The sequence below is a fragment of the Pseudobacillus wudalianchiensis genome (assembly GCF_001685015.1).
GTDB classification, from domain to species: Bacteria; Bacillota; Bacilli; order Bacillales; family Domibacillaceae; genus Pseudobacillus; species Pseudobacillus wudalianchiensis.
In genome coordinates this window covers 34729-57925 of the sequence record NZ_MAYT01000001.1, presented here as the reverse complement: position 1 = coordinate 57925, position 23197 = coordinate 34729, and the positions used below count along the sequence as shown (strand labels likewise).

General features: G+C 42.5%; 22 protein-coding genes. 8 read left to right on the top strand and 14 right to left on the bottom strand.

The window, feature by feature from the left end; translation table 11 throughout:
- Nucleotides 1-97: 97 nt before the first annotated feature.
- The 4 genes from A8F95_RS22865 to A8F95_RS00345 form a co-directional block, all read right to left on the bottom strand.
- Entirely contained in the window at nt 98-3223 is a 3126-nt protein-coding gene (locus A8F95_RS22865) for a DNA translocase FtsK (RefSeq protein WP_065408749.1), read from the bottom strand.
- A 150-nt stretch (nt 3224-3373) separates the two neighbouring features.
- Nucleotides 3374-4183, bottom strand: coding sequence for a DUF1444 domain-containing protein (locus A8F95_RS00355; RefSeq protein ID WP_065408748.1), 810 nt, complete (start codon nt 4181-4183; stop codon nt 3374-3376).
- 84 nt (nt 4184-4267) lie between these two features.
- Nucleotides 4268-4579 carry a thioredoxin domain-containing protein gene (locus tag A8F95_RS00350; RefSeq protein ID WP_065408747.1) on the bottom strand — a complete coding sequence of 104 codons (312 nt, stop codon included), beginning with the start codon at nt 4577-4579 and terminating at the stop codon, nt 4268-4270.
- A 498-nt stretch (nt 4580-5077) separates the two neighbouring features.
- Entirely contained in the window at nt 5078-5596 is a 519-nt protein-coding gene (locus A8F95_RS00345) for a DUF84 family protein (RefSeq protein ID WP_065408746.1), read from the bottom strand.
- A gap of 165 nt (nt 5597-5761) precedes the next feature.
- Between A8F95_RS00345 and A8F95_RS00340 the strand changes: the two genes are divergently transcribed.
- Nucleotides 5762-6631, top strand: coding sequence for a hypothetical protein (locus A8F95_RS00340; RefSeq protein WP_218060654.1), 870 nt, complete (start codon nt 5762-5764; stop codon nt 6629-6631).
- 89 nt (nt 6632-6720) lie between these two features.
- On the opposite strand, the gene A8F95_RS00335 is transcribed toward A8F95_RS00340, so the two are convergent.
- A complete protein-coding gene (locus A8F95_RS00335) occupies nt 6721-7794 on the bottom strand; it encodes a M42 family metallopeptidase (RefSeq protein WP_065408745.1) in 1074 nt (357 codons plus the stop codon).
- Nucleotides 7795-7957: 163 nt separating this feature from the next.
- On the opposite strand from A8F95_RS00335, the gene A8F95_RS00330 reads away from it, so the two are divergent.
- Nucleotides 7958-8278, top strand: coding sequence for a PepSY domain-containing protein (locus A8F95_RS00330; RefSeq protein ID WP_065408744.1), 321 nt, complete (start codon nt 7958-7960; stop codon nt 8276-8278).
- 126 nt (nt 8279-8404) lie between these two features.
- Here A8F95_RS00330 and A8F95_RS00325 read toward each other — a convergent pair whose 3' ends face one another.
- On the bottom strand, nt 8405-9262 hold the full coding sequence (locus A8F95_RS00325) for a YtnP family quorum-quenching lactonase (RefSeq protein ID WP_065408743.1): 858 nt from the start codon (nt 9260-9262) through the stop codon (nt 8405-8407).
- Between the two features lie 150 nt (nt 9263-9412).
- Here A8F95_RS00325 and A8F95_RS00320 point away from each other — a divergent pair, with 150 nt between their 5' ends.
- Nucleotides 9413-9988 carry a YhcN/YlaJ family sporulation lipoprotein gene (locus tag A8F95_RS00320; protein ID WP_065408742.1) on the top strand — a complete coding sequence of 192 codons (576 nt, stop codon included), beginning with the start codon at nt 9413-9415 and terminating at the stop codon, nt 9986-9988.
- Between the two features lie 75 nt (nt 9989-10063).
- Here A8F95_RS00320 and trmB read toward each other — a convergent pair whose 3' ends face one another.
- The 4 genes from trmB to thpR form a co-directional block, all read right to left on the bottom strand.
- Nucleotides 10064-10705, bottom strand: a complete 642-nt coding sequence (trmB, locus tag A8F95_RS00315) for a tRNA (guanosine(46)-N7)-methyltransferase TrmB (RefSeq protein WP_065408741.1) — start codon at nt 10703-10705, stop codon at nt 10064-10066.
- Between the two features lie 56 nt (nt 10706-10761).
- On the bottom strand, nt 10762-11538 hold the full coding sequence (locus A8F95_RS00310; protein WP_065408740.1) for a phosphotransferase family protein: 777 nt from the start codon (nt 11536-11538) through the stop codon (nt 10762-10764).
- Between the two features lie 228 nt (nt 11539-11766).
- A complete protein-coding gene (locus A8F95_RS00305) occupies nt 11767-12741 on the bottom strand; it encodes an NERD domain-containing protein (protein WP_065408739.1) in 975 nt (324 codons plus the stop codon).
- A gap of 6 nt (nt 12742-12747) precedes the next feature.
- The gene (gene thpR, locus A8F95_RS00300) at nt 12748-13302 is read right to left on the bottom strand and encodes an RNA 2',3'-cyclic phosphodiesterase (RefSeq protein ID WP_065408738.1); all 555 of its coding nucleotides are present in this window, start codon (nt 13300-13302) and stop codon (nt 12748-12750) included.
- Between the two features lie 162 nt (nt 13303-13464).
- Between thpR and cysK the strand changes: the two genes are divergently transcribed.
- Entirely contained in the window at nt 13465-14394 is a 930-nt protein-coding gene (gene cysK / locus A8F95_RS00295; protein ID WP_065408737.1) for a cysteine synthase A, read from the top strand.
- A 121-nt stretch (nt 14395-14515) separates the two neighbouring features.
- Here the strand turns inward: cysK and pepV are convergent, their stop codons facing one another.
- Nucleotides 14516-15940, bottom strand: coding sequence for a dipeptidase PepV (pepV, locus tag A8F95_RS00290; protein ID WP_065408736.1), 1425 nt, complete (start codon nt 15938-15940; stop codon nt 14516-14518).
- Between the two features lie 415 nt (nt 15941-16355).
- Here pepV and A8F95_RS00285 point away from each other — a divergent pair, with 415 nt between their 5' ends.
- Entirely contained in the window at nt 16356-16577 is a 222-nt protein-coding gene (locus A8F95_RS00285) for a DeoR family transcriptional regulator (RefSeq protein WP_041097857.1), read from the top strand.
- A gap of 69 nt (nt 16578-16646) precedes the next feature.
- Here the strand turns inward: A8F95_RS00285 and A8F95_RS00280 are convergent, their stop codons facing one another.
- From A8F95_RS00280 to A8F95_RS00270, 3 genes are all read right to left on the bottom strand, one after another.
- Nucleotides 16647-17366: a pseudouridine synthase gene (locus tag A8F95_RS00280; protein ID WP_065408735.1), complete on the bottom strand. Its 720-nt coding sequence runs from the start codon at nt 17364-17366 to the stop codon at nt 16647-16649.
- A 21-nt stretch (nt 17367-17387) separates the two neighbouring features.
- Nucleotides 17388-18290, bottom strand: coding sequence for a DMT family transporter (locus tag A8F95_RS00275; protein ID WP_065408734.1), 903 nt, complete (start codon nt 18288-18290; stop codon nt 17388-17390).
- A 72-nt stretch (nt 18291-18362) separates the two neighbouring features.
- Nucleotides 18363-19982 carry a putative polysaccharide biosynthesis protein gene (locus A8F95_RS00270; protein WP_065408733.1) on the bottom strand — a complete coding sequence of 540 codons (1620 nt, stop codon included), beginning with the start codon at nt 19980-19982 and terminating at the stop codon, nt 18363-18365.
- Nucleotides 19983-20162: 180 nt separating this feature from the next.
- Here A8F95_RS00270 and A8F95_RS00265 point away from each other — a divergent pair, with 180 nt between their 5' ends.
- The 3 genes from A8F95_RS00265 to A8F95_RS00255 all read left to right on the top strand — a co-directional run bounded on the left by A8F95_RS00265 (nt 20163) and on the right by A8F95_RS00255 (nt 23095).
- Complete coding sequence (locus tag A8F95_RS00265; RefSeq protein ID WP_065408732.1) at nt 20163-20588, top strand: MarR family winged helix-turn-helix transcriptional regulator; 426 nt, start codon at nt 20163-20165, stop codon at nt 20586-20588.
- A 67-nt stretch (nt 20589-20655) separates the two neighbouring features.
- On the top strand, nt 20656-21312 hold the full coding sequence (locus A8F95_RS00260) for an HlyD family secretion protein (protein WP_065408731.1): 657 nt from the start codon (nt 20656-20658) through the stop codon (nt 21310-21312).
- A 13-nt stretch (nt 21313-21325) separates the two neighbouring features.
- Nucleotides 21326-23095 carry a DHA2 family efflux MFS transporter permease subunit gene (locus tag A8F95_RS00255; protein ID WP_065408730.1) on the top strand — a complete coding sequence of 590 codons (1770 nt, stop codon included), beginning with the start codon at nt 21326-21328 and terminating at the stop codon, nt 23093-23095.
- Nucleotides 23096-23197 lie beyond the last annotated feature (102 nt).

Here is a 23197-nt window from a genome sequence, read left to right as displayed (position 1 = left end):
CATTATAACACTTTTTTGAGCGGCTGACTATGCAGCCTTTTGCTCCTTATGAAAAAAGGGAGGCTGCCGCCTCCACATATTTCCTCAACAGGGAATATCAGTTTACATTTGAATCATGAAGTGTTTGCAATTCCTCTTCTGTTAAAAGAACTTCTCGCGGTCGGCCAGCGCGTTGTCCAGATACGAATCCTTGCGTTTCCATCATCTCGATTAATCGTGCGGCCCGATTATAGCCAATTTTAAAATGACGCTGTAAAAGCGATGTAGACGCGCCTCCCTGTTGAACAACAAATTCACAGGCTTCTGGAAAAAGTTCATCTTCCGTTTCTGAAATGGCGGCTTTTTGTAAAAGCTCTTCCTGCTCAAATAAATAATTGGGCGCTTGTTCTTTGCGCACGTGCGCGACGATAGTATCAATTTCATCATCAGACACAAATGTACCTTGCAAGCGGACCGTTTCTGATGCGCCATTGTTTAAAAAGAGCATATCTCCACGGCCGAGCAGCTTTTCTGCACCACCTGTATCAATGATTGTACGCGAGTCTACCTGTGAGGACACCGAGAAGGCAATCCTCGTTGGGATATTCGCTTTAATTAAACCAGTAATAACGTCAACAGAAGGACGCTGTGTAGCGACAATTAAATGAATACCACATGCCCGAGCCTTCTGTGCAATCCGGCAAATCGCCTCCTCTACATCAGCTGGCGACATCATCATTAAATCTGCCAGCTCATCGATAATAATCACAATATAAGGCAGGTGCTCACTTTTTCTTCCATGCTCCGCTGCTTTCTCATTGTATTTCGTAATATCCCGAACGCCAGCATGAACAAATAATTCATAGCGCCGTTCCATTTCCTCCACTGCCCACTTCAAAGCAGCTGTTGCCGCTTTTACATCGGTAATGACAGGGCTGACTAAGTGAGGAATGCCATTGTAAGGAGCCAGTTCTACCATTTTAGGGTCGATCAGCATCAATTTTAGCTCATGCGGAGCTGCTTTATATAAAAGACTAACAAGGATCGAGTTGATACAGACACTTTTCCCTGAACCAGTCGCTCCCGCAATTAAGCCATGCGGCATTTTCTTTAAATCGAGCACAACCGGCTCCCCAGAAATGTCAAGGCCGAGCGCCGATGTAAGCGGCGAAGCATTCTCTTTAAATGCCTGACTCGAAATAATTTCGCTAATTTGCACAGGACGGCTCTCTTTATTTGGCACTTCAATCCCAATCACTTGTGTTCCCGGGATCGGCGCCTCAATTCGAATATTCCTTGCAGCAAGACTTCGTTTAATATCATCTGTTAAATTGGTAATCTTGCTTACCTTCACTCCTCGCTCCGGCTCTACTTCAAACCTGGTGACGGATGGTCCGACAGTCACATTTACAACCGAAGCCTTTACGTTAAAGTTCTTGAAGGTTTCATTTAATACCTCGCTTTGGGCATCTACGAACTCCCCGCTCATTTCTTTTACAACAGGAGGAGCCAAGTAGTCCTCGTAAGGAAACACGTAATATTCGGGTTCAGAGCGATCCTCGCTGTCTGCTGCAGGCACCTCAGGTTCCGTCGGTTGCAGTAAGGTATCTTCTACCCTTTCTTCAACACGGCAAATAACGTCGCTTGCTTCTGCAACAGCCGGCTCTTCCGGTAGCTTGGACGGTTCTTCCTTTCTTTGTTTCCATAATTCCCGGTCTTGCTTTAGCATAAGAACATTAAATGGTGTTTGCTTTCTCTTGCGGCTTCTTTCCTCTGCTCGAGACACTCTTTTTTCTTCTGGCAGTTTTCCATCTGGATTTTCCGGCGGAGCTGGCTTTTCTGTTATTTCAACTTGTACAGCTCTTTCCTCTACCATCGGAGCAGCGGGTTCTTCTTTGTATATTAGGTCTGCTGGTTTCGCAGCTACTTCTTCTTCCTCCTCGTATACCAGTTCTACTGGTCTGGCAGCTGCCTCTTCTTCCTTGTATACCGATTCTGCCGGTTCCGCAGCTACTTCTTCTTTGTGTACCGGTTCTACTGGTCCGGCAGCTACTTCTTCTCCTTTGTGTACCGACTCTGCCGGTCTCATAGCTACCTTTTCTTCTTTGGATGCCAGTTCTGCTAGTCTCGCAGCTGCTTCTTCTTTGTATACCTTTTCTACTGGTCTTGCAGCTACTTCTTCTTCATATCCCGATTCTGCTGGTCTTGCAGTTATCTTTTCTTTGTATACCTTTTCTACTGGTCTTGCAGCTACTTCTTCTTCATATCCCGATTCTGCTGGTCTTGCAGTTATCTTTTCTTTGTATACCGGTTCTGCTGGTCTTGCAGTTATCTCTTCTTTGTATACTGATTCTGCTGGTTTCGCAGCTACTTCTTCTTCGTATACTGATTCTGCTGGTTTTGCAGCTACTTCTTCTTCGTATACTGATTCTGCTGGTTTTGCAGCTACTTCTTCTTCGTATACTGATTCTGCTGGTTTCGCAGCTATCTCTTCTTCCTTATATTCCGGTTTTGTTGAGGTTACAGCTATCTCTTCTTTTGCAAACGATGAAACAGCTTCTACATCAAAAGCTTTTTTCTTTTCTTCTGATTTGAATAAAAGCAATGGTTCTTCTTTTTCCGGTAATGTTGGTGCTGGCTCTTCCTGTTTAGCTGAATCAGCTGCTGTAAATATCACTTTTTCTTCCTTATCGATTTTTATTGTTTCCGCCTCTGCTTTTTCTTTAGAAACAGGTAGACTCTCTTCTTCTCTAGCAGCAACTGGAGTTACTTCGACTTGATCATACGGTTCCTCCATATCTTCCGCCTTGTTTTTCGGCCGTTTTTGAAAGCCGTATATAGGAGATGGGACCTCTGTAGGCTTAAAAGGACCGGGAGAGACTTTGTAAGTTGGAATTGGTTTAGTCGGCTGTTTAGGACGCGGCTCTTCTTTCTTTACAGAACGGTGCTCTTGTTCCGGGCTATTGCCGAGGAAATCTTGTTTTTCCAAACGCACCTTTCTTTCCCGGCGGGGCTGAATGGCCTCCTGTCTACGGCCTCGTAATTCTCTTGAAGGGTAGCGATAAGCTATTCTTGTTTTCATTTCCTGTGACTCTTGCAGCCGTTCAGAGGACAAAGAAAAGTCCGGCTGGTCGACTGTTCTTTGCAGAGTCACTTCCTTTTGTTGAAGCAGCTCAACCGGCTGTTCAACTTCTTCATCTATTTCTTCACGAAACAATCCGATTATTCTCTTAAAAAAACTCATTAAAATCACCTTTTCTTTTTAAAATCCCTTCTTATTTTAACAGCTTTTTCCGCTAGGATGATAGCAAATAGAGACATTTGAGACTTTTGCACCGAAAAGCACAAAAACCTTGAAAGCGTCTATCCACTTTCAAGGTTTTTTTAATACCGCTTATTTATTTTCTCGTTCAACTGCTCGATTCTTCGCCATAATAAAGATCGGTTCTAGCGTTCCTTCTTCATAAATGAAAGAAAGAGCGGTAATGGGAACATGGCCGCCTGTGAAAAAGCTCATCGTCATTTGAGCCAGCACATCATAACCTGTTTCATTACGAATATCTCCAATAATGAGTACATCGCCGTGTGGAACGGATACCGTCATTTCTCCCTGTACCTGCCCCGCCATTTCTTTTAGAAACTTATCATTTAAAATTCGGCTGGCGTCATAGCCGTCGTTCGTATTGAGGAAATAAAAGATGCTGCCTGCTACTTCGTCTCGTTTTACGTTTGTTGGCAAGGAACGCAGATTAAAGCGCGCCATTTCACGAAGCCGTTCTTTTGTCCAGCCTTCTTTTTTCATTAATCGCTCATCAATCAAACGATAGGTCTTTCCAAGATCAAGTGCATAATAAATATTTGTTTCTGCTGTATGTTCATCAATAAAAAACGGCACTCCTTCTTCCACTTCCTTAGGAAATGAAGTAGAGCGAATAACAGGGAAAATATTCTTTTCCTGATCCGATAAAGAATGATCTGTACCCATGACAGCTAATGCTTCTTCTACATAATAGATAACCTCATCAATGGCTTTTTCTTTTTTCTCATGCCATTTAGCCACAATACCTGGCAATGAAACGGTTATCCCTTTTCCAGATTCTTCATTTTCAATTCGCAGCTCGTCTTTTTCTCGGTCAAATAAAAACGAACGATTTTCCTGCTGTAACCGTTCTTCAAGAATACGTCTTAATTTTTTTGAGTCCACCATTTCTCTCCTTTCTCAAGAAAGACGCCTGGTTAGCCGGCTGTTAAGACAATAGGCTGTGCCGGTGAACCAGACGGATATGCTTTATAGTCCTTCGATAAACTGCTCGATCTCTTCCTTTGTCTTCCGATTTTTGCTAACAAAACGGCCAAGCTCTTCGCCGTTTTGGAAGGCAACAAAACTTGGTATACCAAAGATATCCATACTGATGCATAAATCAAGAAAATCGTCCCGATCTACATAAATAAAAGTATATTCGTTATATTTTTCTTCGATTTCTGGCAGTACCGGTTCAATCACCCGGCAGTCCGGGCACCAATCAGCGGAAAATAAAAAGATATGCTTCCCTGATTCTCTTAATTGCTTGAATTCTTCCATTGATGCTAGTTTCTTCACCCTTACTTCCCTCCCATTGAAATGGTCATTTAGCTGGGGTTGACCAGCCTTTCTTTCTCATAGTCTCAGATATGAGTAAGCTTATCATAAGGGGTGCCGCAAATGAAGCAGAAAGTCTTACAGAAACACCCTTGTCTCAAAGCTTATGACCGAAAAGATCTTCATCGGCTAAATGATCGTACGAACAATGCCAATAGTGCCACACCATAAGCTTCCTGCTAATCCGCCGGGCGTGATCCTTTTTTCAGCCAATAGGCTTCCAAAATCATTTTTCCTTACACCTTTTGGCTAGTGAGAAGACCGTGGCAGCTTATTTTTGCGACAAAGGAAGCACTTACCACGCTGTTGACAAACGCTCGCTTTCTTCGTTGCTCGCCTACCTGCGGTGCTCATGACCCTGATGGTCACTCCGCTCCTTGTCAGGTCTCGCGCCTCGAAAGATAAACATTTTCAACTAGTCTGAGGGATTGAACATAGACTTTGTCTACATTCTGGCACTTACTTCTTATTTATTAACAAAAATTGTCCTAACAGTAATTTTGCCACATGCAGAAACATTTCATCCCTCGTAACAAGTCCGTTTGTAAAAACGCCAATAGCCCCTTCGTGCTGGCGAATTTCTGCGCGGGCAGTAAATCGCTCCATAACAGGGCCAAGCTCTTCGCCGCTGCGAAGTTGTTCAGCTATCGTTGGGGGCAGTAAAATCCTAGCTCCTCCGGCTGTTATAATAACCTGCTCTTTAACAGCAAGCGCTCCCCAGTTACACAAAAATAAGCCTGCGTCTGTTTCCATGACTCCGCCTTCAAGGCCGATCCCGATATCAGCATTCGCTTCCGTTAATGTATTTTTGGCCCGGTTGACGGCTCCCTGTCTCGTTTCTTCATCAGAAAACGGCTGTTCACTTACGTTAGACGGAACCGATACACTCTCTATTTCTGCTTGTAAACCGGCCGCTTCAACCGCTTTCTCCAAAGCTAGCTTTTTTGCTCTATTTAATGAACCGATAGCAATTTTCAAGTGATCCCTTCTTTCTTTTATAAAAGGCTGTATTCAAGATGAATACAGCCTTTTGAAAACATCATCACTACAAATTATAAGACGGGAATAAAATTCAAACAACTTCACGATCTTTGAGTATTCGTCTCCGGCATTCCTAATAAGATGGATTAAGGAGGAATGACAGTGGATACTGAAGATTTATGGATGGGAGGCTTTTTTCAAAAAAAGATCAAGAAAACAGCTAATTCCCCTCAGCTCCGCGGGGAAGATACGAACCAGAAATATTTTCGTCCCTCCCGCCTGCCTGCTTTGAACACCCGCGTTCGTTCGTTTACTTTTTTTAATCCATACTACACACAACCTCCAGAGAACATCCAGTTGCCTTCTACTTTAATGGCTACAGCGGAGGATACAATTTTAAACTATTTTAGCGTATTGCGAGAAGCAGCCTATTTTTCTGAAGGAGAAGGAGGAGGTTGCGGCACAGTAGGAATGGCAGCCATCCCTTATCCAGCCGCTTATCAATTTCTTAATAAAGAATACCAAAAAAGAGTGAGCTATGAAAAATTCTTTCACTCTTTCCGCGGAATCGGCCATATTACTTTAATTAAATTAAATAAGGTGAAAACTTCGCATTATTTTGTTGAGTTAGAGACGATTGAAGGAAGCGCGAAGGACGTTACTTTTTTTGCTTATTATTACGGTTTTATAACTGTTATAAAAGAAAAGGAATCATATAAAATTCACGATATGACCTTTCACGGTGAAGACTTTCTATGTGCACCTTATCATGGATGGGATCACGAAGCGGAGGCAGTCGTAGACGTTAAATACGGTGAATGGTGCAAGCTTGTAAAGAAGAGATACCCTACTTATAAAAATAATTATGTGAAACATATTTATTTTCACGGGACAGACGGCCACGATTACCTGTTCGTCTTTTTTGAATTAACCAATGGCACAGATGTGGAAATCGCTCAATTTAAAAGGAGAGCCACTGGGAGGTGGATACCGATAAAAATAGACCCTGAGAAATGTCTCAAGCAACGATAGAAGGTGAATTTACTGAGTCTTTCCAGCAAGCTAAGACCTGCTTCACTGAAGGCAGGTCTTAGACTGTTTTCATCTATCTTGTACTTTACTCAACTTCCTGCCTTTAATGAAGCAACTGTCGCTTTGTCACTTGTTTTTACAAGACGAACAAGCAATTCTTTTGCTGCAGCATAATCATCTACATGAATAACGGAAGCGTGTGTATGAATATAACGTGAACAAATGCCAATAACAGCGCTTGGCACCCCTTGATTAGACGTATGAACACGTCCCGCATCTGTCCCTCCTTGCGAAACAAAATATTGATAAGGAATATTGTGGCTTTCTGCTGTATCTAAGATAAATTCCCTCATACCGCGGTGAGTCACCATCGTTCTGTCAAAAATACGCAGGAGTGCTCCTTTGCCGAGCTGGCCAAATTCTTTTTTATCCCCCGATGCGTCATTTGCAGGGCTGGCATCAAGAGCATAGAAAATATCGGGCTTAATCATTTCAGCCGCTGTTTGGGCGCCGCGCAGGCCGACTTCCTCTTGTACAGTTGCACCAGAATAAAGCGTATTCGGCAGCTTTTCCCCCTTCAGCTCTTTCAGCAATTCAATCGCAAGTCCGCAGCCGTAACGGTTGTCCCACGCCTTAGCCAGGATTTTCTTCTCGTTCGCCATTGGAGTGAAAGGAGATACCGGTAGGATAGACTGCCCCGGCTTAATGCCGATTTTCTTCGTATCTTCTTTGTCATCCGCTCCAATATCAATGAGCATATTTTTTATCTCCATCGGTTTTTTGCGTTGTTCTTCACTTAATAAGTGAGGAGGGATTGAGCCAATAACCCCGATAACAGGACCGTTGTTCGTCATAATTTGTACACGCTGAGCGAGCAGGACTTGTCCCCACCAGCCGCCAAGAGGTTGAAACCGAATCATTCCATTATCAGTAATTTGAGTAACCATAAAGCCCACTTCATCCATATGACCAGCCACCATCACAACAGGATCATGATCTTCACCTTTTCTTACGCCAAAAATACTACCTAAACCATCTTGCACAAGGTCATCGGCGTACATTTCTAACTGTGTACGCATAAAACGGCGCACATCATGCTCGTTTCCAGGAGCCCCCGGCAGTTCGGTTAACGTCTTAAAGAGTTCTAGCGTTTCTTTATTCATGCTCTAATCTCCTTTTCAAGTCTCGATTGCCTTCATTCTACAGAAAATTGGACTAGACTTCCAGTTTGACTATGACGATTTTCTGAACATGAAAGACAGAAGTTTCAGCATTTTTCAAATTAAGGTATACTTATATCAATCTATAAAAATAGGGGTGAAAAATATGAATACGAATTGGGGTACATTTATTTTAGGAGCAGTTGCAGGTGCTGCAGGTGCCGTACTCGTACAGCAAAGTTTAACAAAGACTACATACGTCTCCGCGGAAAAAGCATTAAAAGAAGTGAAAGAAGCATTTAAATCAGAAGGCACGATCGATGGATCTTGGATTAAAATGAAGCCAGAACCAATCAAGAAAGTCGGCATGGACAAAATGGTATACAAAGGCGGAGTTTCCCGCACGATTGGCCAAGAAAGAGAGCAATTTGAATTTATTGCTGACTCTAAAACCGGCGCCATTATGGACGTATATAGAACTTATTAAGCCGAACCTGCTTTTTGACACTCTCAGGCTGATTGAATGTTTTGCCTTTCAGGGCCTGAACTTAATGGAAAGTGAACGTTTGTTAACAGCCTGAGGGCTGTCCTAAATAGGCAGCCCTTTTGATCATTAATTTTCAACAGCCGCTTTTTCTCTCTTTACTGCCTCGATCATCTCTCCGTGTTCATTCCACTTCACTGCACGGTATACAGCATCATGATAAAAGAAAAACCAAGCGTTTCTTTTCATTCCTTCCGGCAGCCATTTTTGTTTAGCTGCAATCGAATCCATTGGATAATCATCATACGCCAGTACCCATAGCACATTTTGGTGGGCATGTGTCGGCATCAGATCTGCCATATGAACGAGCCATTCTCCATTACGCTCAATTGTAATAATGGAATGACCGTTACTGTGGCCGCCTGTATGAATCATTTTGACTCCTTTAATTGGCTCGATCTCTTCCTTATAGGTTTGGACTTGCTCCTCAATTGCTTCCCAATTTTCCTTCCAATACGTGTTCTTAGAACGAATATTAGGGTTTCTCATCTCATCCCATTCGATTTCTGATGTATAAATGACAGCATTCGGAAAAGCAGGCACAAGCTTGCCCCCTGCCCATTTTGTTAATCCGAGTGCATGGTCAAAGTGCATGTGAGTCATCAGAACGATATCGATATCGGCAGGCGTGATGCCTAATTCAGCCAATCCTTCTTCCACCTTTGATTCTTCATGCACTCCGTAATTGCGAATCTGCTTATCGGTTAACCGGCCGTTTCCAATTCCCGCTTCAATTAGAATATTCTTTCCATCCATTTGAAAAAAAATAGGATCCGTTCGTAATGTCACTTGATTCTTTTCATTACTGTCGTATTTTTTTGACCACAACGGCTTCGGCACCACCCCAAACATTGCGCCTCCATCCATGTTGGTTACCCCGCCATTTAACCATGTTAATGTTAAGCCCCCCACTTTTAGTTCTTCCAATATATAATCCCCCCTTCATGTATACGCATTCATTGTAACATTTCTTAGAATATTGTGTCATTTAATGGAATGACTGCAAACGGTTAGATGAATAATTCCTTCCTGTTCTGCTCAACTTAAAGGTGTACATTAACGAAAGGAGTCTATCCCATGATAAAGCTAAGATATATGATCATTGCATTTTTACCGTTTGTTTTGTTATTCGGATGTAACAAGACAAATTCAGTGGATGAACGCCAAGGCATAGATATTGAAAATGCTCGATATAACCCTCCAAATAATCAAACGTTTGATGGAGACCGGAATAATAGGAACGATCAAAGCCGTACGCTCACTACTGATGATAACAATGGTAACAACATGGTTAACGACAACAATAACAACAATAATAACGGCATGGAAGTATCGGATCAGGCAGAGAGCCAATTAGAGAAGTTAAAAGAAGTACGCGCCGCTAAAGTAATTGTCACAGATCATACTGCCTATGCAGCGGTCATGCTGAATAATGGAAGTCAAGACAAACTGACTAACCAGCTTGAAGACAAAATCGCGAATGAAGTAAGAAAATCGGATCGCAGCGTTCAAAAGGTGTACGTATCAGCCAATCCAGATTTCATGCAACGGATGCGGGATTATGGAGATCGGCTCAATGCAGGTCATCCAGTAGCAGGTTTATTTGATGAATTTACAGAAACGGTACGCCGAGTATTCCCGGATGCCCGTTAAAATAATTCCTATCCTAACAAAAGATGTCTTAGCAGGTTAAACCTGCTAAGACATCTTTTTGCACTTTAAAGAGCGCTATGAACGAAACTGCGCTTCTACCCTGTAAATCCGCTGGCCCCTCTGTGAGAATTTCTCTTCATATTCTGTCATAATATTGCCTTCGTAATCACTCTTGTGAAGATCGAGGCTTAAGAATGTAAGAAGCATTCCATAAGCAGAAAAACTTTTCAGAGAGTATTCAAATAAGCCTTGATTATCTGTTTTAAAATGAACTTCTCCACCATCCGGCATAATATCCTCATACAGCTTTAAAAACGATCGATACGTCAAGCGCCGTTTTTCATGACGTTTTTTCGGCCATGGGTCTGAAAAATTTAAATAAACGCGGCTAACATCTCCCTTGGCAAAATATTGGTCGAGATTTTTAGCATCTACGTTTAACAGCTTCACATTCGGAAGCTCTGCTTCAATAAGCCGGTCTAAAGCCGTCACAATGACACTTTCATACAGCTCGATTCCGAGAAAGTTAACGTCCGGATGAGCTTTTGCCATTTCCGTAACAAATTGGCCCTTCCCCGTTCCTACTTCAATGTACAACGGGTTATCATTATTAAACACCTGTTTCCAATCGCCTTTATGATCTTCCGGCTTTGGAACAATATATTGCGGGTAGGCCTCGATTTTTTCCCGAGCCCACGGTTTATGTCTTAATCGCATTCTGGCACCTCATTAAAAATGTTTCGTTCAAACCATATCACGCTTATCCGTTATATTCAAGAAAGAATATGCGCTAAGTCGCGAAAGCCTTCTTTCACCTCTCGACTGCGGCCTGTTTCTTTATTCCATTGGAGCGATAAAAGTGTCTGGGCTAATACATACCACTTCATTCGTAAGCCTAGATGCGGAGTGTAGACGAGGCCATACTGAGCGAGCCAGTTTTCCCACTGGCTTTCCTCAATGTATGTATACAGCATCATCCCCAGATCAACAGCCGGATCGGCAATTAACGCTCCATCCCAATCAATTAAGTATAGCTCATCTTCATCTGATAATAACCAATTATTATGATTAATATCTCCGTGGCAAACAACATACTCTCCATGGCCAACCTCGGAAAGCCGGCTTCGAAGGAATCGAAGGGCCCTTTGGACATCTTCATCACCTTGTATTTCCTCATCAAGCTGCCGTTCAATCTCTGCTAGGATCATCTCAGGTTCTACCGGCTCTTTCCCAAGCTTTTCAAGCATGGACAACAACGGCTGGGAAGAATGTATCTTACTCATTAGCCTCGCTACCCGGCTATCTCCCATCTCTATTGGAGCAAGCTCACGACCTTTGAGCCAATGCTGAGCTGTAATGACATCTCCGTTTTCCAGTCGTTTTGTCCAGATCAGCTTCGGCACAATCCCTTCAACCGACAAAACCGCCAAAAAAGGAGACGAATTTCTTTTTAAGAATAATTGCTGTCCTCCATGCTTGGCCGCATAAGCCTTTCCGGTTGCTCCGCCGGCTGGAGTGATTTCCCAATCTTGTCCAAGTAAGTGTTCCACCGTTAGTCACCTTCATTTTTGTTGGGCTTCTTTCACACCCGAATAAAAAAGACAGCTATCGATTCTTCCTACAATAGCTATCTTCGTACTATGACAGGCTGCATTTTTTATTCTGTCATCTACGCGTTCATTTTAAAAGTTATCTAATATTTTATCACGAAATAGTTTCTTCGGCTAGGTATTTCGCGCATGCTTATGAATAGACCTTTGATGAAGAAGATACTTTTTTTATTCTTCCTTATCCTCCGCCTCACTCATAAACAAAAATCCAGGGTCTTCATCCCATTCTGGCCGTCGGACACTCGTTGTTTTCCCAAAGTCGAGAATGCTTTTCGCTGCTTTCAATTGAATATTTTTTAACGGAGAAGGCATGCTTCTCATACGATTAAACCAATCTGGAAAAGTTCGGTTGTCTATAATGTCCAGCCCATACGGCGCGCCTGGGTAATCAATGAACCCGTTCCGGGAGACGATCGCTTTTTTTATCGGAAAGTCAAGCTCCTGCAATTGAAATAAATTCTTTACTACAGCTTCCATCCGGCTCATTGCGAGCATTGGACTCAGGACTCTTCCTTCCTCCTTCCCGCTTCTCTTAAGCCAAAAATGCTCTGTAGAGCCAACGTACACGGCTTGTTCTTCCTCTTCCAAAAATGTCAAACACCAGGCTTCCGTTGGGGCTAATAAAATGACATCCAGTTCCATCGGCGCCTTTTTTAACTGAAGAACAGGCTCATACAACAAAAGAAAACTGTCCGGCAGTCTTTGCAGGAAAAACCTTAACCGCTCATCATGAAAATATCTTGGGTCAATATACGATTTTTCCCGTACGGTTGAGCTGGCCCATTTCACTTGAAAAGTAAATAACTGTTCGAGAAATTGGTGTTTTAATTCCTCTAAGTTAGCCGCTGAGCTAACTTGAATCGTTTCAAACAAGGACTGCTCTTCTTCTACAGTCGCAGCTTCCTCGTCTTTGCCGAACCGGAAAAAGGACTTTAGTTTATATACCATTCCTGGTTCTTCGGATTCTTCCGCGGGCTCCTCAATCGTTAGGGTATCCAGCTCTTCTTTCCAGCGATTCCGCTCCCAGAATTGCCGCATGCTTTCCCACTGTTGTTTTTTAAGCCGGGCAAACTGGGCCGGATAATGAAAAACGTCTGTTTCATATCTAGAAATGTAATCCTGTAGCTTAATCAACTGCGCCATGTTTCTTTATTCCTTTCCCTCACCTTTATGTAATTCTATTTTTTCCTTTATTTTATATTTCGGACTCCTATCCAAATAAGTTTCGTATAAAACAACAGATTCCGCTAAAAATTTTTCCTTTAGCTCTAATGGCGGCAATTGAAAAGACGTTTCCCCCTTCCATTTTCTAGCGATTGTAATGTGAGGTCGAAACGGTCTGTTGTCAAGGGTAAAACCTGCTTCTCGACATGCTGCACTTACAGCTGCCTGCAATTGATTGAGGCGGCTTTCTTCTTGCACACCCGCCCAGAAAATACGCGGCTCTGTCTTTTTGCCAAAAAAGCCGAGATGTTCAACGACGAGAGGAAAGGCTTCTATTTCTTTTATAGAAGAAGCCATAAGTGAAATAGCCTTCTGAAGCGGCTCTTCTTCTGCTGCTCCTAGAAAAGCGAGCGTCAGATGTAAATCTTGCTCATGAACAAAACGAGCAAATGGAAGCTGTTGCTCTTGGATCCTTTGATGAAGATCCTGTTTTAATTCCAATGGCAGAGGAAGGGCAAAGAAATAATGATTACGACTCATGTCAGCTACCCCTTTATCAGTGATTTTCCCTCTATTCTACCAAACGCGTTGGATGTTTCCAAATCGAAAAAAAACGTATATTCCTATCTGTATTGATTGGATTAATACGAATTAATATGCTAATAATAGAAGTAAGAAAAATGGATGGAAGGATGAACAACAGTGAAAACCGTTAACAACATTGCTGAGTTAATCGGGGACACTCCCCTTGTAAAATTAAATCGCTTAGCCCCTGAACAGGGAGCGGATGTATATTTAAAGCTGGAATTTTTTAATCCAAGTAAAAGTGTAAAAGACCGGGCTGCCTATAACATGATCGTAGAGGCCGAAAAAGCCGGTTTGCTAAAGCCAGGAGCGACTATTATCGAACCAACGAGTGGCAATACTGGCATCGGGCTTGCTATGAATGCCGCAGCTAGAGGCTATAAAGCTATTTTAGTGATGCCTGATACGATGACAAAAGAACGAATTAACCTTTTAAAAGCGTACGGGGCAGAAGTGGTACTGACACCAGGCGATGAAAAAATGCCGGGCTCGATTCGAAAAGCAGAAGAGCTTGCCAAAGAGATTCCTAATAGCTTTGTTCCGATGCAATTTGATAATCCGGCTAACCCGGATGCCCATCGGAAAACAACAGCAGTAGAAATTTTGGAGGCTGTAAAGCAAATCGGCAAGAACCTCGGGGCTTTTGTCGCTACAGCTGGCACAGGCGGCACTATTACCGGGACAGGTGAAGCCTTAAAAGAACAGATTCCCGACTTAAAAGTTCACGTAGTAGAGCCTGCTGGTTCTCCTGTCTTATCCGGCGGCAAACCAGGTAAGCATAAGCTCGTTGGCACAAGCCCTGGCTTTATTCCAAATACACTGCATGAAGATGTGTACGATTATATTTATAAAATTGAAGATGAGGATGCCTATGAAACGGTGCATCGTCTCGCCCGTGAGGAAGGAATCCTCGTAGGTCCTTCCTCAGGTGCCGCTTGCTATGCCGCTATCCAAACAGCGAAAACCTTAACGAAAGACGATATTGTCGTATGCATCGCCTGTGATACAGGTGAGCGCTACTTATCAAGTGATTTATTCCAGTCGTAATAAAAACGCCCTTCCAGCTGGTGGAAGGGCGTTTTTATTTGGTTGTCAGGTCAGTATTTAAAGTTTTTTAGTCAGTAAACTCCCGTTATGGGCTAGTAACCCTCCCCAAAAGCATAAATAATTATTTTTTTCCTGCTAGCTCCCAAATAGTTTGAGCATAAATAGCGGTCGCTTTTAGCAAGTCCTCAATAAACATATATTCATCTTTTTGATGGGCAACGTCCTCCCGTCCAGGGAACAGCGCGCCAAATGCGACTCCTGTTTTTAAGCTGCGGGCATAGGTTCCTCCTCCAATAGATAAAAGCTCTGCTTTCTCTCCCGTTTGTTCCTCGTACACTTCGCAAAGCGTCTGAATGAATGGATGATCTTGGTCGACGTGATGTGGAGGACTGTCGGAAAAATTCTCAATCTTGAAGCGCTCCTCAGCCAGGCGTTCGGTTAACAACGCTTTTTGCTCCTCCAGTTGAAACGTAACAGGGTAACGCATATTCAAACCAAGTCTTCCTCCAGTATCCTCATGAAATGCCAGCTTCCCTACATTGATTGTTAAGTCACCCGTTATTTTATCGCTATAGTCTATCCCTAACTTTCTTCCACGGGATTCTTCGAAGAAAAACCGGCTCGTGAACTGAAAAAAGTGAGCCGCTTTTTTATCAAGTTCTCTGCCAGCTAAGAACTCTGCCAAATAAAGGCCGGCATTTTTCCCAAGATCTGGCTCCATCCCATGAGCAGAAACGCCTTTTAATTCTAAAATTAACCTTCCATTGTCAATATAGGAGCGGTCATCCAATCCATGCTCATCGACAAACGCCCGGTAGCTTTGAATCACTTCTGTCTGTCCGCAGTTCACGGTTACCGCGGCTTTTGCATAATCAGGTACCATATTATATCTTCTGCCTGCTTCAAAAGAGTGAACAATGAGGTCACCAGAGCGCCCCTGGGCAGGCTCATCAGATTGTTGAACAACGTCAAAATCAGCAATTCCTTTTTCTGCAAAAATGATTGGAAAGTCTGCATCCGGAGCAAAACCGACAGCTGGCATTTCTTCTTTTTCAAAATAACGATCCACACAACGCCATTCGCTTTCCTCGTCCGTACCGATAATCATTCGTACTCGCTTATGTAAAGGCAAACCAAGCTCTTTCACAATTTTCATGGCATAGTAAGCAGCCATTGTTGGTCCTTTGTCATCGATAGCCCCTCGTCCAAATATCTTTCCATCCTTTATTTCTCCACCAAATGGAGCGGTTGTCCAGCCATCTCCTTCTGGTACAACATCCACGTGACATAAAATACCAACAAGTTCTTCTCCCGATCCGAACTCTACATGACCCGCTAGGTTGTCCACATTTTTTTCTGTAAATCCATCTTTCCGCCCGAGGTTCAGCATAAAATCAAGTGCTTCTTTTACCTGTTCGCCAAGTGGAGCATTTGGGGTCCCTCTTTTTTCATCAAGCACACTTTTGATGGCGATTAAAGACTGTAAATCCTGCAAAAGCTCTTCTTTCCTCTTTTCTACTTCAGCCTGCCAATTTATTTCTTGCATGTATATTTCCTCCCATCCAGCTTTTTCTTTATTTTACCTTTATTGTCCGTAAAAAAGAATAAATACCTCTTTATTTGCCAGCTCTGTTAAAAATGAATGCTTTTAATCCTTGATTGGAGCGGAAATCGTCCGCCTGCAGGAAAAGCAACTATTCAAACTAACAATAAAAGTTTCTCTCTAATTGTTAGTTTTATAAAAAAAAGGGTACATACTATATGAAGAATCATGAATTTAAGTATTTTTTCTAGAAAAATGAATATAAATGAGGTAAAATACAATTGTCAGACATCTTATATCTTTAGTAAAGGAGTTGTCTGCGACACATTAACTACATATGTACTGGGAAGCATACCGCTTCTCTATAAACCGTCGTCTGTTGTATTGCCTCTGTGAAAAAAGATGAGGGAGTGGTTATTTGAAACCTTCAACAAATCGGATGCTAAATCGGATCAAATCAGTCTATATGTTTATTAAAGAAAACGGGACTGTTTCGACTCAGGAAATCGTGGATGAATTTGGTATCACTCCTCGCACCATTCAAAGAGATTTGAATGTGTTAGCTTACAACGACTTGGTCATTAGCCCAAGCCGTGGCAAGTGGACAACGACACAAAAGAAAGTTCGAATGACGTCATGAACAAGCCCCTGCCTGAATTGGCAAGGGCTTTTTTTGTTATAGGCTTTGTTAGCCATAAATGCTTTGCTGTTATTCTTTCCCGGCACCTTTTAAAAGTGCTACCTCTTCCTCCGTCAGCTCCCGATACTCGCCAAGATCAAGTTCTTCGTCTAGCTGAAGCGGTCCCATAGAAATTCTCTGTAAGTAAACGACTCTCTTGCCAACGGCCTCGAACATTCTCTTTACTTGATGAAACTTTCCTTCTGTTATCGTGAGCTCAATATCTGAGCGCAGACCGCTTTTTAAAATAGTTAATTCGCCAGGTTTTGTTACATACCCATCGTCGAGCGTCACACCTTTCCGAAAAGCTTCACGGTCCGCATCTGTTACCTCACCGTCAATAACGGCAAAATATGTTTTCGGTACATGCTTTTTAGGAGAAAGCAGCTGATGAGCAAGCACACCATCGTTTGTTAACAGCAGCAAGCCTTCCGTGTCTTTATCAAGACGGCCGACGGGAAACGGATTAAATACAGCATGTTCGGCTTCCAGTAAATCAACGACCGTTTCCTCCCTCGTATCCTCTGTCGCTGAAATCACACCTGGTGGTTTATTCATCATTAAATAAATAAACTCACGATAAAACACTTCTTCCTCATAGAGCATAATATGATCGTTCGTTGGGTCGACATGCTGCTTAGCATCTTTGATCACTTCTCCATTGACTGTAACCGCTCCAGCCTTTAACAGCTGCTTCACTTCCTTGCGGCTTCCATGGCCTATATTTGCCAATAATTTATCAATCCTCATCCCAATCCCCCGTTCCTTTCATTACTTCGCTCGTGATAACATTAATACCGTTATGATAATACAAGTTGTTCCAAACCATTCGCCAAAACCAAATGGAACGCCCAATAAAAAGACAGACAAAAAGACGGCAGACAGCGGTTCAGCACAAGCGAGCAGGCTGGTTTCTGATGCCCGTAAATAACGAAGACTCTCCACATAGAAGTAAAAAGCTAATAAGGTGCCAAACACAATCACAAAGCTCACTCCGGCTACTGTCGCCAAGGAAATAGTGCCTTCAAATTTCCAAGGAGGATGAATAAAGCTGAATGCTGCACCGGCTACCGTCATGGCCCATCCAACTACTAAAATGGATCCCCATCTTTTCAACAATTCGAGCGGATGCAGCGTATAAAAAGTAAGGGCTACTGCCGAGCTCAATCCCCACGCTAATGCTTTCCCGGAAATCGTCAGCTCGTTTAGGTTTCCTCCTGTTACTAAAAAGAACGTTCCCAATAGAGATAAAAGAACAGCGATGACCTCCTTCGATGCCGGCCTTGCTTTTGAGCGAATAGCGAGGTAGAGAACAATCAACACCGGAGCTAGATATTGAAGAACGGTCGCGGTGGCGGCATTTCCACTTTTAATCGCTGCGAAAAAAGTATATTGCACACCAAGCATGCCAAGCAGACTAAAAAGAACAAGAGACGGCCAACTGAACCTGTCTCTCCACATATCAAAGATTGCTTTCTTTTCCTTTATCGCCGCGAAGAGGAGCAAGAGCAAGCCTGCTAGCAGCAATCTCACTGTTACAAGCCATTCTACCCCAACTCCCTGTTTTTGAAAAAGAAACTGGGCGATCACACCTGATGCACCCCAAAATAAGGAACTGGCGAGAACCATAATAATTCCCTTTGTTCTTGATGGATAGGCAAGCTCTTTTTCCATATTTCTCCTCCTCTCTTTTTAATAAGAAAAGCAGTTTCCTTTAAAAGGAAGCCTGCTTTTCTAGTCCATCATTCAAGCTTTTGCTTTTCTAAATTTATTTTTTATCCGATCAAGCCTTGCGCCAAGCAAGTCATTCGCCAAACCAGTCCGGAAGCTTAAGAAGAAATAAACGGCTGCTCCAACTATCGCACAAATAGCGATCAAGAGCGTACTCTGAATTTTGCTGTCGATAGCAAAGAGCGGATGGAGAACAACATACACACCAAACACGACAGCTGCCATAATCAAATTAAATAAGGTAATCTGACCGATCTTCCCTCCGATAGACCGAAGCGAGTAACCGGCATAGTATCTAATCACAAGCAGGTTAATAATGATGGAAGCACCGTATCCGATCGCTGTTGCGTAAATAGCGCCTTCTCCTTGGAACAATTTAATAAGTGGAATATTAAGCGCAAATTTTAACAGAATACCGAACAGCAGGCTCAGCACAGTGAAGCGCTGTTCATTGATTCCTTGTAAAATAGCAGCAGTTACGGTAAAGAGAGCGAACAAGATCGCAACAGGCGCATAAGTCCGTAAAATATCTGTACCTAGACTGCTATGTTCATAAAAGGCTGTATAAAAAGGCTCAGCCAGCAGCATAATACCTACAACAGCCGGAACGGTTAAAAACAAGAGCACTTGAAACGTCTGATCCAGCTGTCTTTTTACCTTATTGGCTTCACCCGATACGAAAGAGCTGGTAACGAGCGGCACAAGCGTCATGGCAAAAGCCGTTGCTAACGAAACAGGAATAATAACAATTTTTTGCGTACTGAAATTGACGATTCCGAAAACTGTATCCGCTACTTTTGCCTGTCCGATGGCTGACATCGCTCGGTTAAACGTCACTGTATCAACGAGCTGATAAAGCGGAATGGCAATCCCAACGAAAATAAACGGAATGGCATAGACGACGATCTCGCTATAAATATCGAACAGCTTCACCTCTACCTTGCTTTCGTCTTGCTCAAGCAGTTCATCCAAATGCTGTTTCCGCTTCTTCCAGTACCAAAACAGCACAAGCAAACCGAATACGGCTCCAACAAACGCAGCAAAGGTGGCAACGCCAATCGCTTCCACAACCGTCCCTTTTAATATGTTTAAAACAACATAAGCACCGGCAAGTAAAAAGACAATCCGGGCAATTTGTTCAATAACTTGCGAGACAGCCGATGGTCCCATAGACTGATGCCCTTGGAAAAAGCCGCGCATTAAACTCATAAACGGAACGATAATAAGAGCAAAGCTGACCGCACGAATAACATACGTTACTTCCTCTACCGTATAAATTTGTTGTTGGTCAACGATCATAATGCTAGCGAACCACGGAGCACAAGCATACATAATAAGAAATGACATGAAGCCTGTAATGGACATAATCACAAGGCCCGATTTAAACAACCGGCGGCCAACCGCATACTCACCAAGCGCATTATATTTGGCAATAAATTTAGATACAGCGAGCGGTACACCAGCTGTCGCTATACTGATGAAGATGGTATACGGCACATATCCATATTGATATAATGATGTCGCTTCTTCTCCAACAATCGAGTAAAATGGTATAACATAAAACAATCCGAGAAACTTTGAGATAAATGTTCCTAATGTTAAAATGAATGTTCCTCTAATCAACTTCGAAGACATAAAGATTCCCTTTCTATTCTTCTAAAATAAATGCAAATGCTAAAAATCAGTTTACCTCTTTCCTACCGTTCAAGCAATTTATTAAACAAAAATTTTATTATTTAACAAAGTAAATAGTTGACTTAGTTAAGTATTCTCTTTTAGAATAGGCTAGGGCAAAAAGCCGTAAGGAGGATGATCATGGAGAACAATCGGCACACGAAAGAGAAAATGAATGAACTGGCGGCTGTCCTGCGGGCATCTTTCAGGTCATTTAAGCGTGAACTGTCGGTTATGATTGGTGATAAGCTTACAAATAACGAATACTCTGTTTTAAAGTTGCTCTCCTCTCCGGATGTAAAAACAGTCACAGAAATTTCAAAAGAGCTCAGTGTATCTGTCAGTCATATCACAAATTTAACGGACTCACTCGTTAAAAAAGAACTGATTAGGCGCCAACGTTCCACAACAGATAGAAGGATCGTTGAGATTTCCCTGACTAAAAAGGGGACAGAACTCACCAATGAACTGAAAGAGAAAAATGTTGAGTTTCTATATGAAAAGTTCGGGCAGCTCACACCGGAAGAGCTCACCACATTCATTGAATTATTTAAAAAGATTCAATGATTTTTTTGACTAATAGTTAATAAAGTTAACTATTAATGTTATGAACATTTAAAGGAGTTGTATCGAAGTGAATGCAAAAAAGCTCATTTTTTTAAACATCTTAACGATTGTTATTTTAATCGGCGGCGGTTTTCTCGGTTATTACTTTTTCACTCAAACCAATAACTACGTAAAAACGGATAACGCCAAAATTGACGGCCAACAAATGGCAGTTGCTGCGCCAGCGGCTGGAAAGCTCGTAAGCTGGAATGCAGAATTCGGCAAAAAGTACAGAGCTGGCACTAAGCTTGGTGAAGTTGAAACTCAGTCTCCTACGGGAACAGGCACAATAAAAGTTCCGGTTACTCTGCCACAAGATGGAACAATCGTTGAAGAAAAAGCTGTTAAAAACAGCATGGCGGCTGCAGGTACACCACTTGCTTATGCTTATGATTTAAATAACCTTTGGGTAACAGCAAATGTAGATGAAACAAAAGTTGAAGATCTTTCTGTTGGTGAAAAAGTAGATATTTATGTAGATGCGTATCCTGATACAACATTAACAGGAAAAGTGAAAAAAATTGGTCTTGCGACAGCGAATGTATTTTCCATGCTGCCATCAAGCAATTCAACAGCTAACTATACGAAAGTTACACAAGTCGTGCCGGTAACCATTTCAATTAACGATCAGAAATCATTGGATATCGTACCTGGCATGAATGTTTCCGTTCGCATTCACAAATAAGGAGGAGGGATAAATGGCATCAGCTTTTCTAATTGGTTACGTTATTTTATCCGTTATTGTGGTCGCTTTTGTTAATAAGCGTCTAGCCGCGAAACGCAGAAAAAAAGAAACAGCTTTGCCTGTTATAGAAGCAGAAACATCTCAACAAGCAGCTGTTGCTGTCCAGCAGGAAACCATCTCTTCGAAAACAATAGAACCTGAAAATATTCAGGAAGAAGCTCAGGAAGAAATAGGGGCTGAAGTAGCCCGTGAAATTCATTCCCCAGAAGAAGAACCTAAAAAGCGAACTGGAGCTGTTCTGGCCGTTTTATTATTCGGAATGTTTATTGCAATTTTAAACCAAACATTAATTAACGTGGCACTGCCCGTTATGATGAGCGACTTTAATGTATCAACAAGTACGGCTCAGTGGTTGATGACCGGCTTTATGCTTGTCAATGGGATCATGATCCCAATCAGTGCCTTTCTAATTCTAAAATACGGTTTTCGAAAGCTCTTTATTTTATCTATGCTTTCCTTTACAATTGGCTCTCTCATCTGTGCTGTTTCCGGAACATTCACGATTATGATGATCGGCCGTGTTATTCAAGCAATCGGTGCAGGTGTGCTTATGCCGCTTGGAACAAATGTCTTTATGACGCTTTTCCCTCCGGAAAAGCGCGGAGCCGCCATGGGAACAATGGGGATTGCGATGATTCTTGCTCCAGCGATCGGCCCGACGCTTACGGGTTGGGTAATCCAGCATTATGAATGGAATCTTATGTTTTATGGCATGTTCATTCTCGGTATAGTGGATATCCTTCTGGCGACCCGCCTGTTCCACCTTAAGAGTGAAACAGTTGATTTGAAGCTTGACGTTTTCAGCCTTGTTACCTCTTCTATCGGATTTGGCGGTTTGCTATACGGCTTTAGTGAAGCCGGCAACAATGGATGGGATAGCGCAGAGGTTATCTTATCGCTTATGATTGGGATTATCTCTCTCGTGATCTTTGTTTGGAAACAGCTTGTTTCAGAAACACCTATGCTTAACATGAATGTATTTAAATTTAATATGTTCACCTTTACCCTTTTGATCAACTCCATCATTACGATGGCATTGTTCGGCGGTATGCTGCTCTTGCCTGTTTATTTGCAAAATATCCGCGGGTTTACGCCAATGGAATCAGGCTTGCTGCTTCTTCCTGGTGCCTTGATTATGGGGCTGATGGGACCCATTGCCGGGAAGATATTCGATAAATACGGCATTCGTTGGCTTGCTGTGGTGGGATTGGCGATTACAACATATGGAACCTATGAATTTACCCATTTGACAGCCGACACCCCTTACCGCAGTATTCTCATGATTTACATTTTGCGCTCATTCGGGATGTCCCTTATCATGATGCCGATTATGACAGCTGGAATGAACGTGCTGCCAATGAAATTGATCGCTCACGGTACAGCGATGTCTAATACGATTCGCCAAGTTGCCGGCTCGATCGGAACAGCTTTTCTCGTGACGATCATGACGAGACAGAGTTCTTTCCATATGGCTGATTATGAAAACCAGGTTACGACGACGAATTCTTTTATTCAAAATAAAGTCGCTGCCTTAAGCCAGGCATTTGGCGGCGGAGAGTCTGGTTACATGAAGTCTGTTCTCACGCTGTATAGCGAAGGCATGAAGCTATCAACGATTAAAGGGATTAATGATGCCTTTGTCGTGGCTACCGTTTTAGCAGGCATTGCCTTGCTGCTCGCCTTCTTCCTGCCTTCTAAAAAGAAAGGAATAGCAAAACCTTAATGAAGAGAACCCTCTAGCGGTTCTCTTTTTTTGTAATGATTGACAACTAGTGAATAAATCAACTACTATGAAAAGAATTGTTCAAGAAAGAAGGGAGTCCAT

Bases quoted from the DNA above. Each gene is read 5' to 3' on its own strand.
- A8F95_RS22865 (WP_065408749.1), bottom strand. From the start codon at position 3,223: ATGAGTTTTTTTAAGAGAATAATCGGATTGTTTCGTGAAGAAATAGAT.
- A8F95_RS00335 (WP_065408745.1), bottom strand. From the start codon at position 7,794: ATGAATAAAGAAACGCTAGAACTCTTTAAGACGTTAACCGAACTGCCG.
- A8F95_RS00330 (WP_065408744.1), top strand. From the start codon at position 7,958: ATGAATACGAATTGGGGTACATTTATTTTAGGAGCAGTTGCAGGTGCT.
- A8F95_RS00320 (WP_065408742.1), top strand. From the start codon at position 9,413: ATGATAAAGCTAAGATATATGATCATTGCATTTTTACCGTTTGTTTTG.
- trmB (WP_065408741.1), bottom strand. From the start codon at position 10,705: ATGCGATTAAGACATAAACCGTGGGCTCGGGAAAAAATCGAGGCCTAC.
- A8F95_RS00305 (WP_065408739.1), bottom strand. From the start codon at position 12,741: ATGGCGCAGTTGATTAAGCTACAGGATTACATTTCTAGATATGAAACA.
- thpR (WP_065408738.1), bottom strand. From the start codon at position 13,302: ATGAGTCGTAATCATTATTTCTTTGCCCTTCCTCTGCCATTGGAATTA.
- pepV (WP_065408736.1), bottom strand. From the start codon at position 15,940: ATGCAAGAAATAAATTGGCAGGCTGAAGTAGAAAAGAGGAAAGAAGAG.
- A8F95_RS00280 (WP_065408735.1), bottom strand. From the start codon at position 17,366: ATGAGGATTGATAAATTATTGGCAAATATAGGCCATGGAAGCCGCAAG.
- A8F95_RS00275 (WP_065408734.1), bottom strand. From the start codon at position 18,290: ATGGAAAAAGAGCTTGCCTATCCATCAAGAACAAAGGGAATTATTATG.
- A8F95_RS00270 (WP_065408733.1), bottom strand. From the start codon at position 19,982: ATGTCTTCGAAGTTGATTAGAGGAACATTCATTTTAACATTAGGAACA.
- A8F95_RS00265 (WP_065408732.1), top strand. From the start codon at position 20,163: ATGGAGAACAATCGGCACACGAAAGAGAAAATGAATGAACTGGCGGCT.
- A8F95_RS00255 (WP_065408730.1), top strand. From the start codon at position 21,326: ATGGCATCAGCTTTTCTAATTGGTTACGTTATTTTATCCGTTATTGTG.